The organism is Dehalococcoidia bacterium, from assembly GCA_035574915.1.
Classification (GTDB): domain Bacteria; phylum Chloroflexota; class Dehalococcoidia; order DSTF01; family WHTK01; genus DATLYJ01.
The window spans coordinates 15,136-29,573 of the sequence record DATLYJ010000004.1; the positions used below are offsets into that span (position 1 = coordinate 15,136).

14 protein-coding genes and 1 pseudogene are annotated in these 14,438 nt (G+C 63.4%); 9 read left to right on the plus strand and 6 right to left on the minus strand.

What is annotated here, in order from left to right; translation table 11 throughout:
• Window positions 1-135 precede the first annotated feature (135 nt).
• Window positions 136-492, plus strand: coding sequence for a hypothetical protein (locus VNN10_00275; protein HXH20434.1), 357 nt, complete (start codon window positions 136-138; stop codon window positions 490-492).
• Window positions 493-1,637: 1,145 nt separating this feature from the next.
• On the opposite strand, the gene VNN10_00280 is transcribed toward VNN10_00275, so the two are convergent.
• Window positions 1,638-2,252, minus strand: a complete 615-nt coding sequence (locus tag VNN10_00280) for a hypothetical protein (GenBank protein HXH20435.1) — start codon at window positions 2,250-2,252, stop codon at window positions 1,638-1,640.
• 215 nt (window positions 2,253-2,467) lie between these two features.
• Here VNN10_00280 and VNN10_00285 point away from each other — a divergent pair, with 215 nt between their 5' ends.
• From VNN10_00285 to VNN10_00320, 8 genes and pseudogenes are all read left to right on the plus strand, one after another.
• The gene (locus VNN10_00285) at window positions 2,468-3,046 is read left to right on the plus strand and encodes a restriction endonuclease subunit S (GenBank protein ID HXH20436.1); all 579 of its coding nucleotides are present in this window, start codon (window positions 2,468-2,470) and stop codon (window positions 3,044-3,046) included.
• Complete coding sequence (locus VNN10_00290; protein ID HXH20437.1) at window positions 3,037-4,569, plus strand: class I SAM-dependent DNA methyltransferase; 1,533 nt, start codon at window positions 3,037-3,039, stop codon at window positions 4,567-4,569. The genes VNN10_00285 and VNN10_00290 overlap by 10 nt, the downstream gene beginning before the upstream one ends.
• A 2-nt stretch (window positions 4,570-4,571) precedes the next feature.
• Window positions 4,572-4,808: pseudogene (locus VNN10_00295) on the plus strand (DUF4160 domain-containing protein).
• Entirely contained in the window at window positions 4,789-5,091 is a 303-nt protein-coding gene (locus VNN10_00300; protein HXH20438.1) for a DUF2442 domain-containing protein, read from the plus strand. The pseudogene VNN10_00295 and the gene VNN10_00300 overlap by 20 nt, the downstream one beginning before the upstream one ends.
• Window positions 5,092-5,192: 101 nt before the next feature.
• Entirely contained in the window at window positions 5,193-6,443 is a 1,251-nt protein-coding gene (locus VNN10_00305) for a restriction endonuclease subunit S (protein ID HXH20439.1), read from the plus strand.
• A complete protein-coding gene (locus tag VNN10_00310) occupies window positions 6,440-7,438 on the plus strand; it encodes a DUF3644 domain-containing protein (protein ID HXH20440.1) in 999 nt (332 codons plus the stop codon). Before VNN10_00305 ends, VNN10_00310 begins: the two co-directional genes overlap by 4 nt.
• On the plus strand, window positions 7,435-10,638 hold the full coding sequence (locus VNN10_00315) for a type I restriction endonuclease subunit R (GenBank protein HXH20441.1): 3,204 nt from the start codon (window positions 7,435-7,437) through the stop codon (window positions 10,636-10,638). The genes VNN10_00310 and VNN10_00315 overlap by 4 nt, the downstream gene beginning before the upstream one ends.
• A complete protein-coding gene (locus VNN10_00320; protein HXH20442.1) occupies window positions 10,635-11,363 on the plus strand; it encodes a SprT family zinc-dependent metalloprotease in 729 nt (242 codons plus the stop codon). The genes VNN10_00315 and VNN10_00320 overlap by 4 nt, the downstream gene beginning before the upstream one ends.
• 329 nt (window positions 11,364-11,692) lie before the next feature.
• On the opposite strand, the gene VNN10_00325 is transcribed toward VNN10_00320, so the two are convergent.
• The 5 genes from VNN10_00325 to VNN10_00345 all read right to left on the minus strand — a co-directional run.
• Window positions 11,693-12,001, minus strand: coding sequence for a hypothetical protein (locus VNN10_00325; GenBank protein ID HXH20443.1), 309 nt, complete (start codon window positions 11,999-12,001; stop codon window positions 11,693-11,695).
• Window positions 11,998-12,243 (minus strand): hypothetical protein, encoded by a 246-nt coding sequence (locus VNN10_00330; protein HXH20444.1) that lies wholly within the window; start codon window positions 12,241-12,243, stop codon window positions 11,998-12,000. Before VNN10_00330 ends, VNN10_00325 begins: the two co-directional genes overlap by 4 nt.
• Window positions 12,240-12,623 carry a hypothetical protein gene (locus VNN10_00335; protein ID HXH20445.1) on the minus strand — a complete coding sequence of 128 codons (384 nt, stop codon included), beginning with the start codon at window positions 12,621-12,623 and terminating at the stop codon, window positions 12,240-12,242. The genes VNN10_00330 and VNN10_00335 overlap by 4 nt, the downstream gene beginning before the upstream one ends.
• The gene (locus tag VNN10_00340) at window positions 12,623-13,576 is read right to left on the minus strand and encodes a tyrosine-type recombinase/integrase (GenBank protein ID HXH20446.1); all 954 of its coding nucleotides are present in this window, start codon (window positions 13,574-13,576) and stop codon (window positions 12,623-12,625) included. Before VNN10_00340 ends, VNN10_00335 begins: the two co-directional genes overlap by 1 nt.
• Window positions 13,577-14,115: 539 nt before the next feature.
• On the minus strand, window positions 14,116-14,438 hold a 323-nt coding region (locus VNN10_00345; GenBank protein HXH20447.1), incomplete at its 5' end, for an ISNCY family transposase.

Here is a 14,438-nt window from a genome sequence, read left to right on the forward strand (position 1 = left end):
CTCGACCGACGTCGAGGAGGTCCAGCGCCACGTTACCTGAGTCCCCTCGGCGAAGTAAGCCCGGAACTCCTGTCGGGGCGCGACCCCAACAATGAGGCCCGCTGCGAGGTCAACGTAGACTGCCTCCAGTAGCCGTTGGATCGTCGCCTGGAACGCCTCGGGATACAGCCGCAGCGCCTCGGGCCAGGCATACAGGCCCAGACCGAGGGCACGTACCAGGACATCTCGGAGGGCGGCGAACTCCTCAGATGGAGCCTCCGCCACAGGAGCAACCAGATGGGCGATCTCCGCCTCTATTGCACGAAGGCGCTCGAGGTACTGGTCCTTGCTTATCTCGCCGACCTCGAAACGGACTCCGAGCCGCTCCCGCCGCAGGCTAAGGTGCTCGATCTCGGCCCGACGCTGTCTCTCGGCCCGAGTCTGGTCTTGACCAGGAAGGAGCGTCGAAATGAGTTGACCTTGGGCGTCCTGCGGCAGGTTCATCAGGATTAGGCGCAACTGAGTCTCAACCTTATCGCCACGAACGAAGCTGCGCTTACTCTGGGCGCACGGCAGCTTCCGTACGGCAGAAACGTCTCGGTAGTACCTGATCTGCTTTACGGTCGTTCCGACCAGCTTTCGGCCACAGTCCGCGCACCGCAGGAGCCCTGAACCCAGTGGGTAGAACCTGTTGCGGGGATTCCAGCGCTTCGGTCGACGAGGATGACTGTCTATGACTCGTTGTACCGTGGCGAAGAGCTCACGACTGATAATCGCCTCGTGCTTCCCCTCCCCGTGTACTCGACCCTTGTACGTTACTAACCCACAGTACACCGGATTGCGGAGCATGTCCTTCACGCTCTCTTTAGTGAAGGGTGCTGCCCCAGTTATCCAGCCTCGTGAAGTGTCGCGGCGCTTGTTCCTCGTTCGAAAGCCTTGAGCTGTCAGCCAGTCTGCCACATGGACCATGGAGTACTCGCCCGAGGCGTACATTGTGAAGGCTTCGCGCACAGCGTCAGCCTCTGAGCTGACTGTCAGCCATGGCAGGGGATTGCCACTGACCGACCCCGGGTTTCGGGCATAGCCGAAAGGCGGATCGCCATTGGCCAAGCCAAGCTCTACGCGGCGCTGTCGGGATCGCGAAACCTTCTGGCGCAGGTCGGCGCTATACCATTCGGCGACCACCTCCATCACGCCCTCAAGGAGCACTCCAGCCGGCGTATCGGTGTCGACTGGCTCTTTGACTGAAACCACCTCGATGCCCGCCCGCCTGAGGAGGCCCTTGTAGACCACGGAGTCCTCCCGGCTGCGGGCGAAGCGATCCATCTTCCAAACGTATATGCGATCGAACGGCCGCGGGGCAGCCTTGCTGTCAGCCACCATACGCTGGAATGCCGGGCGATCTGAGGACTTGGCCGAGAATCCTTCGTCGGCGTAAATGTGTGACGAAGAGACAAAGAACCCATCCCTCTTCGCTTGCCCCTGGCAGTCAGCAAGCTGGTAGTCGAGGGAATGGCCATCAGTCTGGCTCTCGTCAGATACCCTGATATAGATCGCCGCCCGCTTCATCAAACGCCCCGAAGCCTTTCTGTTCATTATATTCGTCTACGCGGGACAAGGCCCTAGGCTGAACGAGCTTCAGGCCGTCCGCTGGTGCCCTAGTCGACGTCTTGGGTGCTGACCGTATCGCCTCGTAGTAACTCGTCGCCCAGGATAACCCTCGGCATCCCTGGCGGTCGGCGCCGATTGTTCACCGCTACGTGACGCTTAGCCACTGCAAGGACTGCCGTGTCGAAGTCCGCAGGCAGCGCTTCGGAAAGCTCTTCAAGTAACTCCGCTTTGCGTCTCGTCTCGGCAGCAAGCCTCCTGACCGCAGCCGCAGCGAAGACCCTCGGCAGGTTCTTCCCCAAGAAGTTGCCGAGAATGGCAAGATCCCTCACAGCTTCGAGAAAGGCCGGTACACGTTTCTTCCAGCACGGGTCAGCCAGGAGGCCGTATACTGGGCGGCCCCCCTCGTCGAACATGTCGTACAGCCGGGCGAGCAACTCGGAGCAGACCTGGCATAGCCAGCGCTTGCCTAGGTCGATGCCCTCCAGGTACAAGTTCTCTGTTACGACCGGCTCCACCACAAACTCAACATTCCGCCCGAACTCTAGGAACGGCGCTGGCCATGCCTCCCGTGGCACGGCTGGCACGCCGCAGAGCTCGCACTTGGTCCCCTCCTGCTCTTCAAGGGGCTCTCGGCCGCTTCCTGTCCTAGCAGTCTTGCCCATCTAGCCTCCTTCGCGATTGACGTCCTTTACTTTGATACCCAGCTAACCTGCCTGATGAGCCGGCGAATATCATTAAGTTTCCTATGACCTCATCCAAAGATAGTCATTACGCCATCTTCATGACTTTGACTGGTAACATTTGCTTGACAATACATTCGGGGCGCCTTATTTTGACGTAGATGTTGCTGCGAGAGTTGGCCGTCGTAGTACAAGGCATGGCGACATCAGGTCGGGCCGCCGGCGCACGGCCCGGCGATTGGATCGTCTCCATAGTCGACAGCGGCGATATCGAGGCCGATGTCATCCGTCGCGGCAACCTGCGCAAAGTTAGCGTTTGGTACAGTCCTCGCGCCGAACGTCACCTACTGAAGCCGAACGACATCCTCGTCACAGCTCGCTCGTACGCTGTGAAGGCCGCACTCGTCCCGCCGCACGTGACGCGAACCGTTGCGGGCCCGACGCTCCTCGTGGTCCGGCCCATCGCCGTCGAATCGGGGATGGGCCATTACCTCTGGTACTACCTGACGTCGCGGCAGGGCCGAGCAGCGATCGAAGCACGCATCGCCGCGGGCGCGGGCATCCCATCGCTGTCTGCAGCTGCACTGGGAGAAGTAGAGGTGCCGCTGCCGCCAGCCTCGGAGCTGAACCTGCTCGCGAAGCTGGTCGAGGCTTCAGAGGACGCTTATGAAAAGTCCATCGCGGCGGCCCGCTTGCAGCGCGAGGTCCTGCGTGACTCCATAATCGGCAAGCTGCTGGAAGGCGCCGCCAAAGAAGGAGGAGCTTCGTGCCGCTGACCACCCAGGAACTCGAACGAAAGCTGTGGCAGGCCGCCGACATCCTTCGCGGCCAGATCGATGCCGCAGATTACAAGAACTACATCTTCTCCATGTTGTTCCTGAAGCGGCTCTCCGACCGTTTCGAGGAGGAGGTCGAGAAGGCGGTCGCCGCCGGCGTGCCGCGCGACGTCGCCGAACGCGACCCGGACGAGCACGAGTTCTTCGTGCCGCCGCAAGCGCGCTGGGCCGCCCTCACCTCCCGGAGCATGGACATCGGCGACGCGCTCAATGCCGCCAGCTTCGAGATCGAGGCCGCGAACGCGCCCCGACTCGACAACGTCCTCAAGGCCACTAACTGGAGCGACGAGTCGAAGCTCGGCTCGCCGGCGAACCGAGAGCGCATTATCCGCAGCCTGGTGAACCACTTCAGCGACCTCAACCTGCGCGACGACAACCTGCGTCACGAGGGCGAGAACGGCGTCCGAAACGTCCTCGGCGATGCCTACGAGTACCTCATCTATCAGTTCGCGGACGACGCCGGCAAGAAGGGCGGCGAGTTCTACACGCCGCGTTCCGTGGTGCGCCTGATCGTCGAGTTGCTGGAGCCGCGCGAGGGCATGCGCATCTGCGACCCCACCATGGGCTCCGCCGGCATGCTGATCTATACGGCCCAGTACGTCCAGGAGAAAGGCGGCGACCCCCGCAATCTGGTGCTGCACGGCCAGGAACGCAACCTGGGTACGCTCGGCATCGGCAAGCTCAACCTCCTCCTGCACGGCCTGCGCTCTGCCCGCGTCGAGCCGGGCGACGTGATCGCGGAGCCGCGCCTGGTGGACGAGCGCGGCCGGCTGCTCTCCTACGACCGCGTGATCGCCAATCCGCCCTTCAGCCTCAAGAACTGGGGCCACGACTTTGCTCCCAACGATCCCCACCACCGCTTCGACGCCTTCGGCGCCATCCCGCCGCGCACGAAAGGCGACCTCGCCTTCCTGCTGCACATGCTCGCCGTCACCAACGCGCAGGGCATGGTTGGCGTCGTCATGCCGCACGGCATCCTCTTCCGCGGCGGCTCCGAGGGCACGATCCGCAAGGGCATCGTCGAGGCGGACCTCTTTGAGGCGATCATCGGCCTGGCGCCTAACCTGTTCTTCGGCGCCAGCATCCCGGTGGCCATCTGCATCCTCAACAAGGACAAGCGGCCGGAACGCAAAGGCAAGGTGCTGTTCGTCGACGCCGCTCAGGAGGGCTGCTACCGCCCCGGCAAGGCGCAGAACTTCCTCGACCAGGAGCACATCGACAAGATCGTGGCCGCCTACCGCGCCTTCGAGGACGTGGAGCGCTTCGCCCACGTCGCGCCGCTGAAGGAGATCCGCGCCAACGACCACAACCTGAACATCAGCCGCTACGTGGACACGACTCAGCACGAGGAGGTCATGAGCGTCGAGGAGGCGCTGGCCCAACTGCGCGAGGCCGAGCGCCGCCGCGACGAGGCCGTGGCGCGCATGAACAAGCTGCTGGCGGAGTTGGGATATGGCAGGTAGAGATGCCGACTATTTTGCGGGTGGGTCCCTATCGGTTGTTCTTCTACTCCAGTGACGGCGGCGAACCGGAGCATGTCCATGTCGAATGAGAGGACAACGTGGCAAAGTTCTGGCTGGACCCTGTGCGCCTGGAGCGGAGCGGCGGGTTCCGCCGAGGCGAACTAGGCTCGATCCACCCCATGATAGAGGAGCACCAATCTGAACTGCTGGAGGCGTGGCGTGAGTATTTCCAGGGTTGACATTTCCGTCCCGGACGCCGCCCGGGTAGAGGTGAGCGATGACACGCTGACAGTGGAGCTGAGCGACGGCCGTAGCATCTCCGTGCCGCTGGCCTGGTACCCGCGGCTGCTGCACGCGCGCCCTGAGGAGCGCCGCCGCTGGCGCCTCATTGGTGGCGGGCAGGGCATCCACTGGGACGATCTGGACGAGGACATCAGCGTGGAGGGGCTCCTGGCCGGGCGCCGTTCCGCCGAAAGCCAGGCCGCCTTCAAACGCTGGCTGGAGTCGAGGGCGGCGGGGTGACGTAATGAGCAATGTCGAGGCGCTGGCCCAGCTGCGCGAGGCCGAGCGCCGCCGCGACGAGGCTGTGGCGCGCATGAACAAGCTGCTGGCGGAGCCTGGATATGCCGGGTGACGCGCCTGAGGGCTGGAAGCACCTCCGAGTCGGCGAGATTGCACGAGTCGTGGGCGGCACGACACCTTCTAGTAACGAGCCTGGCCACTGGGACGGAGACATCCCCTTCGTAACGCCGACTGATTTGACCGCCTTGCGAGGCAGGTACTTGGCAAAGACGGAACGGTGCATCTCCGAACGCGGTCGCCTCGCAGCCGGCATCGAAGTCCTTCCACCGCGTTCTGTGCTCCTTGCCACGCGAGCGAGCATCGGCTTGGCGGCAATCAACGAAGTCCCACTAGTCACAAACCAAGGCTTCCAGAACCTCGTCCCGCTGGCCTGGACGGACCCCCTCTGGCTGTTCTACGCAGTGTCGGCGATGCGCGCTGAGTTCGAGCGACTTGCGGCTGGCACGACATTCCGGGAGCTCTCGCGGAGAAGCCTCCAGGCAGTCAAGCTCCTCGTCCCGCCTCTCCCGGAACAGCGCGCCATCGCCGCCGTGCTCGACGCCATCGACGAGGCCATCGAGCGCACGCAGGCGGTCATCGAGGCGACGGAGACGCTGCGCCGCGCCCTCCTGCACGACCTCCTCACCCGCGGCGTCCCTGGCTGGCACAAGGAGTGGAAACACGTCCCCGGTATCGGCACCATCCCAGCCTGCTGGGAGGTGGCATGCCTCGCTGACCTCGTAAAGGTCAACACAGACGGCTGGAACCCGGGCGACACTGAGGAGATCCTTTACGTCGACCTGGCGGCTGTCTCCGCGCCGGGCGACCTTGCCCCACCACGCAAACTGCCCTCGGCCGAGGCACCCAGCCGCGCCCGGCGGCGTGTAAAGCCCGGAGACATCCTGGTAAGCACGGTGAGACCTTACCTTCGGGCGTTCGCGCGATGGACTGGCCCCGCCCTCCCCAACCTTGTGGCTTCGACAGGCTTCGCCGTCTTAAGTCCTAACAGACCGGAGGACTCGGCTTTCGTTTTTCATGTCATCATGACGGATCGCTTTCTGGGTCATTTAGAGCCACGAATGACTGGCTCCGGTTATCCTGCGGTGCGCCCTGATGACGTCGCAGCGTTTAGTCTAGGAATCCCAGGCGCTAAGGAGCGCCAGTTAATAGGCGGACTGATTGATGTACTCTGGGATGTGAACCAAAATACGAAAAAACACGTTGAAGAGCTTCACGTCGTCAAGCGGGCCATTGCGGACGCTCTCCTGACTGGCCGGATACGCATCAAGCAGCTTCACGAGGCTGCGAAATGAGCACCAGAATGCGACGCGTATACTCGATCCAAGCGGAGCTTCTTCGGAAGTCGAAGGAGGCGGCTCTAAATGCAGTTCAGACCTACAACAACCCCCTGACTACATTCAAGTCAGAATCGTTCATCGTCTTGATGATCATCGCCTGGATGTACCTGCTGCACGCCTACTATCGGAGCAAAGGTATCGACTATCGCTACTACACAGTCAAGAACGGCAGGAAGAGGTACGACCGCACCAAGAGCGGCGCGAGAAAGTACTGGGAACTCGAACGCTGCCTCAACGACGATGCCTGTCCCTTGGACGGGCCAACCAAGGCTAACCTCCGCTTCTTAATCGGGCTGCGACATGAGATCGAACACCAGATTTGTCTCGATCTCGACGAACAGATGGCAGGACGCTACCTAGCTTGCTGCCTTAACTACGAGGCGGTACTAACTTCGCTGTTCGGCCCAGAGCACAGCCTGGAACAATCGCTGCCTTTCACGCTGCAGTTCACGGATTTGATGACGCCGGTAACGAAAGACGCTGCTCCCACAAGGCTACCATCTGAGGTTTCAAAATACATCCGTGACTTCGATGACGGTCTATCCGATGAGGAGTTCGGTAGCCAAAAGTTTGCCGTGAGGTTGCTCTTTACGCAGAAAACAGCAAATCGGCGCGGGCAAGCGGACAGAGTACTGGAGTTCATTGCGCCAGAAGACGAACTGGCCCAAGCCATCGAGAAGCAATACTGGGTCATTAAAGGCGTGGAGAAGCCCAAGAGGCGGGCATCCGAAATCATCAAGATGATGCAGAAAGAAGGCTATTCGCGTTTCAACCGTCACAGTCATACGGCGCTCTGGAAGAAGCTTGATGCGAAGAATCCAACTCGTGGGTACGCCATAGAGTTGGGAGGACAGTGGTTCTGGTACGAGAACTGGGTTGCGAGAGTCCGGGAAGAGTGCCAAGCGCACCCGGAACTCTATGGCCCCACGGGCAGCCCGGAGGTGGCATGACCACTCCTGCCAGAATCAACGAGCTGAACCAGGCGGAGCTGCCCGCCGTCGAGCTGCTGCGCAAGCTCGGTTACACTTTCGTCCCGCGCGAGGTCCTGGCCGCGGAGCGCAACGGCGAGCGCGAGGTCCTGCTCAAGGCGCGCCTCAAGGCCGCCCTCCTCCGTCTCAACGAGTGGCTCACCCAGGACCAGGCGGAACGCGTCATCTTCAACCTGGAGCGCGTCGACGCCGTCGGCATGGCCCGTAACCAGGCCGTGCACGAGTACCTGACCTACGGCATGCCCATCGAGGCCGATGGTCCCGGCGGCCGCCGCACGCGCACGGTGCGCTTCTTCGACTTCGACCATCCCCAGCCGGGCAAAGGCCTCAATGAGTTCCTCGTCACCTCCCAGATGCGCGTCCGCCGCGGCAACGAGCGCGACCGCGGCGAGGAGGACGACGAGCTGCTCGTCAAGCCGGACATCATCCTCTTCGTCAACGGCATCCCCCTCGTCGTCATGGAAGCGAAGTCGCCCACGCTGCTGGACGTGTGGCGGCACAACGCCATCCGCCAGCTGCACCGCTACCAGGAACTGGGGCCGCAGTGGCAGGGAGCGGGCGCGCCGGAGCTCTTCGCTTACAACCTGCTATGCGTCGCGCATTGCGGCGCCGCCGCCGTGTACGGCTCCGTCGGCGCGCCGGAGAACGCTTACGCCGAATGGAAGTCGGTCCTCCCGTTCGACAAGGAAGAGGTGCGACGGCGCTTCGGCGAGGAGCCTCGCGGCCAGGCACAGCTGATCGTCGGCCTGCTGGCGCCGGCCACGCTGCTGGAAATCCTGCGCGACTTCGTGGTCTTCGAGTCGGAGAAGGGGCGGCTGGTGAAGAAGCTGCCTCGCTACCAGCAGTACCGCGCCGTCAAGAAGGCCATGCAGCGCATCCTCAAAGGCCGCAAGCCGGAGGAGCGCGGCGGCGTCGTCTGGCACACGCAGGGCTCCGGCAAGTCGCTGACCATGCTATGGCTGGCGGTGAAGCTGCGCCGCGAGCCGTCGCTGCGCAACCCCACCATCCTCGTGGTCACGGACCGCACGCAGCTGGACGAGCAGATCACGAAGACGTTTGTCCGCTGCGGCTTCCCGGCGCCAGAGCGCGCCGAGAGAAGCCGGCCAGAGCCGAAAGAATTGGCGGAGCGCCGACGCGCACGCAATCCGAAGGAGCGAGACCCGGTCGACCTCCAGAGCCTGCTTCGGTCAGCCAGCGGGCGCACCATCATGACCACAGTCCAGAAGTTCGAGGAGGCGCTCACGACGCCCGAAGGCGAGCTCGACGTTCTGAACGCGGACGAGAACCTGTTCGTCATGGTCGACGAGGCGCACCGCACGCAGTACGGGCTCCTGGGAGCGCGCATGGAGAAGGCCCTGCCAAACGCTACCTTCCTCGGCTTTACCGGCACGCCCATCGACAAGGGCTTTCGCCGCAGCACCATGCGCCGCTTCGGTCCCCTGGTCGACGCCTACACCATCCGGTGTTCGGTCACGGACGGCGCGACGGTCCCCATTTACTACGAGGCGCGCCTGCCGGACCTCGCCATCCAGGGCCCGAACACGCTCGACAAGCTCTTCGACGCCCTCTTCGGCGACGAGCCCGACGACGTGCGCGAGCGTATTCGCCGCCGCTACGCCAACAAGGAGACCGTGGCCGAGGCCGCCAGGCGGATCGAGATGATCGCTCTGGACATCGCCGAGCACTTCAAGAAGCACGTGCGGCCCAACGGTTTCAAAGCGCAGGTGGTCGCCCCCAGCCGCGCGGCAGCCGTCCGCTACGCGGAGCACCTGCGCGACTTCGGCATCTCGGCCTATCCGATCATCACGACATCGCCCGACGACGGCCCCGAGTTCAAATGGGCGCGCGAGCTGCCGCAAGCGCAAATCATCAGCGCCTTCGTCGACCCAGCGGGCGAGCCCGAGGTGCTGGTAGTCGTGGACATGCTCCTCACCGGCTTCGACGCGCCGGTGGAGCAGGTGCTCTACCTCGACCGCGCCCTGAGGGAACACGGTCTGCTGCAGGCGATCGCTCGCGTGAACCGCCGCTTCTCGCACGAACGCGACGGCGTAACCACGGAGAAGACCTACGGGCTCGTCGTCGACTACCACGGCGTCTCGCGGGAGCTGGAGGAGGCACTCGAGGTTTTCGAGAAAAGGGACACGCGGGAGGCCATGCTGGCCCTGCCGGAGGACCCGGCAGCGGTCATCGACGCGGCGGCGGCCAGGGCCGAGTCCCACTTCAAGGGCCTGGATCTCGACGACGCCTGGGCTTGCGTCATGCGTTTTGCGCCCGACGCCTCCACGGAAGGCGATTACAAAGCCGACCTCTTCGAGCTGTTCAGCGCCGACTACCACGCCTTCGCGCGCCTCATGGACCAGTTCCTGCCCGACCCCCGCGCGCTACCCTACGTACCGCGGCTGGCCAGGCTCGCGCAGGTCCGGTCGATGGTCAGGTCCCACTTCCAGCGCGTGGACGCCTCGATTGACTGGACGGACGTCGGCGCAAAGGTCAAGAAGCTCCTCGATGAGCGCATCGACGCCGAGGTCCGGGAGCTGATGAAGCCGGTCTCCATCCTCGACCGCGACTTCGAGGAGAAGATCGCCAGCCTGCCGCACGAGGAAGCCCGCGCGTCGGTCATGGAGCATGCGTTACGAGCGCAGATCAAGGAAAGGCTGGCTGATAACCCGGCGTTCTACGAACGCCTTTCGCAGCAGTTGGAGCGAATCATCCAGGAACTGCGGCAGCGCGTGATCGACGCCGCCGAGGCCTGCCGCAGGATGGCGGAGCTGCGCCGGCAGGTGAGAAGCGAGACCGACATCGCCTCCGAGCACGGCCTTACGGCCGTCTCCTTCGCAATCTACGAACTCCTCGAGAAGGCGCGCAGCGGAGAACAGGCGCTTGGCGATGCGTCTGCCGATGCCGGCCACGCGCGGATCAGCGAGGAGAATGCGCCGTATCGTACGCGGCTGGACGAGGCGCTGAAGCAGACGGCAACGCGGATCGAGGCGGTCCTGGCGCCGTACCGCAGCATCGTCGACTGGCAGACGAACTTCGAAGTGCAGCGGCAGATGCGCAGGGACATTAAACGCGAGCTCCGCGGTCAGAACGCCCTCAGCGAGGACGAGCTCGACGAGCTGGCGCGCGAAGTCGTCGAGGTCGCCAAGCGGAGGCTGATGTGAGCGAGCGCGGCGAGGTCCGGTACGGGAGCAGCACCATCGGCTACACGGTCAACCGTAGCCATCGGCGCAGAAAGACGGTCGAGATAACCCTGGACGGGCAGTCAGGCGTTCTCGTTGCCGCGCCGCAAACACTTCCAGCCGAAGACATTGCTCAACTCGTACGCCGCCGCGCCCCGTGGATTCTGAGGCGCGCCACGTCCGCCATGCTCCAGACCTATTCCCGGCAGTTCATCAGCGGCGAGTCCGTGCTGTACCTCGGTCGCCGCGTACGGATGACGATCGAGGAGGCTCAAGTTTCCAGGCCGATGGTACAGTTCCGGCACTGGAGCTTCCAGGTCCGTGTACCCTCTTTCCCGCGGGGCGAATGCCGCGGAGAAGCGGTGAAGCGTGTGCTCCTGGCCTGGTACAAACGAAAGGCGCTTGAACGGCTGAAGGCGCGCACCCTCCACTGGTCGCGGGCTTTGGGGCGCCGGCCAACGAACGTTCTGGTCCGAGACCAACGCCAGCGCTGGGCCAGCTGTTCGCCGGACGGAACCCTGCGCTTTAATTGGCGGATCATCATGGCTGACCCGTCGCTTATCGACTACGTTGTCGTCCACGAGCTAGCCCATCTTCTAGTGCGCCACCACTCTGCGGATTTCTGGTCACTACTAGCATCAGTCATGCCCGACTTCGCCGAGAGGCGGCGCCGCCTACGAGAGCTTGGACCGCACCTGTCGCTCTAACGACGGATCATAGGGATGGGAGCCAGTCCTGGGGCTGCTCGGATGCCGGTCTAGGGCCGAGCCACCTCCAGCGCGTTCCTTTGTAGCTGCCCAGTGATCCGCTTGGCCATGGGATGTTCCCTGTCAGGACCAGCCAGAAGAGCCCTCCGGATAAGCCCCGGAGCATAGTCGATTCGATTTGCCGCTGAACTTTGTTCGCGTCGCCAGAAGCATCTAGTCGTCGCGTCTCATCAGGTATTCACCCGGCGTGAGGAGTTCCTCTGTTCGCACAGCCATATAACCATATGGTTGACAGTGGCTAATGGCCTCTACGGTCATCGTGGGGCAGTCTAGGGCAATTCTGGCGCATACGGTCTGCTTGCGTCAGCATCCGGCAATCCCGTTGAGACAAATTGCCACTCGGTGGATCCTCGGACGGTCTCGAAGAAGTCGCTGTTCAGCTGCGCCTCGATCGCCCGCAGCAGCCCTGAGCCTTCCGTCTTCCTACGACCCGTATCGGGATCCACGAACGACAGCTCGCCCAGTAATCGTGCCACCGGCAGCTCGAGGACATGCGTCTCAACACGGCCGTCCTCGTAGACACGCGCCTTCCACCTTGGCTCGCCGTCCTGGCGCTGAAACACATCGACGTATCTCATGAGTCGGCCTTCCGGCCGAGGCCGAACTCGACCAATACGGCGCCGCCGGGCACGGTCTGGAAAATGAAGCCGGCGACGCGCTCACGCCAGACCGCGAACGAGCCTTCGGCCTGGCGGCACTCCGGGCAGGTCAGGCTAAGCCGACCGTGCCGCTCCGGCTCGTGGGTGCATACGATGAAGTGGAGGCCGCAGCTCAGGCACTTAGCCTTGACCTGAAAGTAGAAGGCTCCCTGCCCGCTCACGTTTGCCCCACCCCCTCGAAAGACGGCTGCAGGAGCCACAGCTCACTGTCCCCGGCTATGGCCCTGACCCTCTTAAAGGCGATCTCCAGCCCTTCGAGGCTGGCGCGTCGCTCGTACGGGCGGACCAGCGGTCCCTTCCGACCGCGACGGTCGAGCGAGCCCACAACCAGGCAGTCGGTGGCCGCCGGGTCCCCCGCCAGGCTGCCGACCAGGGGTAGGTCGAGGCCCTTCCCGTTCACCTTCAGAAAGGCATCGAAGATGGCCGTCACCCGAGGCGGGCCGAGCGCGAAGGGGAACACCCATCTGTTCCAGGCTGTCTTCGGCATCGCGTCGATGCCGACGATGACCCGTACCTCACCGTCCCAGGTGGTCCCGCCCACTAGACGAACTCCAGGTCGTCGACTGCGCTCTGCAGGTTCTCGATGCGCTTGCGCGTGTAACCCATCGTCGTGTTTAGGTTGCTATGGCCTAGAATCGCAGCGAGGCCGACGAGGTCGTTGGCGGTGTGCTCCAGGTAGCGGTAGGCGAAACAGTGCCGCAGCGTGTGGGGCGAGAGCTTGACCCCTGCTGAGTGTGCGTACTTCTGGACGATCTTGGTGATGCCGCTCCTCCCCAGTGGTCCGCGCTCGCCGCGAAAGAGCTGTCCAGGGCAGTCCTCGCGCTCGGTTAGGTAAGACGCGAGAGTAGCCCTCGCCGCCGCAGGCAGCGGCACCAGCCGCTCTTTGCTCCCCTTAGCCCACTCACTGCGTAGTCGCAGCAGCCCCTTGCGCGGTGAGAAAGCCACGTCCTCTAGGCAGAGACTCGCCACCTCGCCCAGACGCAGGCCGCCGTAAAGGAGCAGGTAGACGACTGCCTTGTCGCGAGCGCAGCCGCGCAGGTCCACCTCTTTGAGGAAGCGTCGCAGCTCCGGTTTGGTGAGACCGCGCGGCGCCAGAGGCTGCCACGGCACCTTCGGGACATCCGCGAATTCACGCGCTGCCCGCTCGGTTAGATCGCCCTGCGTCGCGGCCCAGCCACCGTATTCGGCCAGGAAGATCAGAGCGCGGTTCACAGTGGCGGGCGCCTGCCCCAGTCCCAGGCAGTGCCTACGAAACTCTACCGCCTCGCGCCCGGACATTCGCCTGAGGTCGAAGGCCTCGGCGTTAACCGCTCGGCTCCAACGCGCCAGCTTTAGCCAGTCTGCAGCGTAGGCGGCGAGGGTGTTCGGCCGGCGACCACGCGCCCGCAGTCGCTCGAGAAAGCGCTCGACTCTGGCCTGCTCTGCGGGCGTCGCTAGGTCTGTATCGAGCCTTGCCGTGACGCTCTCTTCAGTTATTTGCCCAGTCTTCACCATCTCGGCCTCAGCCGCTCGAATTCGCAGCCCCGAGCGCCGGGGCTGAAATTGGCGCCATAACGATCCTTATGGACCAAATTGCGCAGGCCGCCGCTGTCGCTGAGAGCCTGCCTGCGCCTCCGCTGGTGACGAAACCAAGCCTCGAATATGCGCGGTTGGACGCGAGAACCTGGTGGTCACGGGCACGCCTTTCAGCAGGATCGGGTTGATCTAAGGCTAGTGCGATGCCGCTGCCCAAGACTCGTCGGCCACCGGTCGCCACGAGTCTCGACCAGGTAGATCGTCGCATGGTCGCCGCGCCCTTTTGCCTTCGATGCGAACGGAGTCGCCGATGACAACGAGGCTTAGGTAAGTCCAAGCTTCGCAATGAGGCTCGGCTGCCCATGCGACCTAACCGCAAGGGTTTGTCAGGTTCTAAGGGTCTCATACGAGTATTATATATCGTTCCCGCCTCACCGTAACGCCGTGGCACACGGCCAGCGCGTGATGCCTCAGAACAAAGTGTTATCGAAAGCGCAGACGGTGCCTCATAATAAGTGTTACCCAGCGTTAGCGACCCTTTTCTGGTCGCGGGCCAGCGTCCAGAGTTTACGCTGGAGCTGCTCGATGCGTTGCCTGAGCAGGGCCGGGTTGATCTTCAGGTAGACGGCCTCGAGGTCTCGAACCGCTTGCTCGGTCAGGCATCCAGAGGCCACGAGCCTCTGGTAGGGCGTCCGGGGCTCGTCGTAGTGCTTAACCACCCTGGCTCCTATGCGCTCCTTCCCGACGAGCTTACGGACGGGCCGGAAGAAATTGGTCTGTAGCCGAATGCATGAGTACAGCTGCTGCAGCAGGCTCAGTGCTTCTTTCGACTCCAGGCGGT

Coding starts and splice junctions, on each gene's coding strand:
- VNN10_00280 (HXH20435.1), bottom strand. CDS start 2,252: ATGGGCAAGACTGCTAGGACAGGAAGCGGCCGAGAGCCCCTTGAAGAG.
- VNN10_00285 (HXH20436.1), top strand. CDS start 2,468: ATGGCGACATCAGGTCGGGCCGCCGGCGCACGGCCCGGCGATTGGATC.
- VNN10_00305 (HXH20439.1), top strand. CDS start 5,193: ATGCCGGGTGACGCGCCTGAGGGCTGGAAGCACCTCCGAGTCGGCGAG.
- VNN10_00310 (HXH20440.1), top strand. CDS start 6,440: ATGAGCACCAGAATGCGACGCGTATACTCGATCCAAGCGGAGCTTCTT.
- VNN10_00315 (HXH20441.1), top strand. CDS start 7,435: ATGACCACTCCTGCCAGAATCAACGAGCTGAACCAGGCGGAGCTGCCC.
- VNN10_00325 (HXH20443.1), bottom strand. CDS start 12,001: ATGAGATACGTCGATGTGTTTCAGCGCCAGGACGGCGAGCCAAGGTGG.
- VNN10_00340 (HXH20446.1), bottom strand. CDS start 13,576: ATGGTGAAGACTGGGCAAATAACTGAAGAGAGCGTCACGGCAAGGCTC.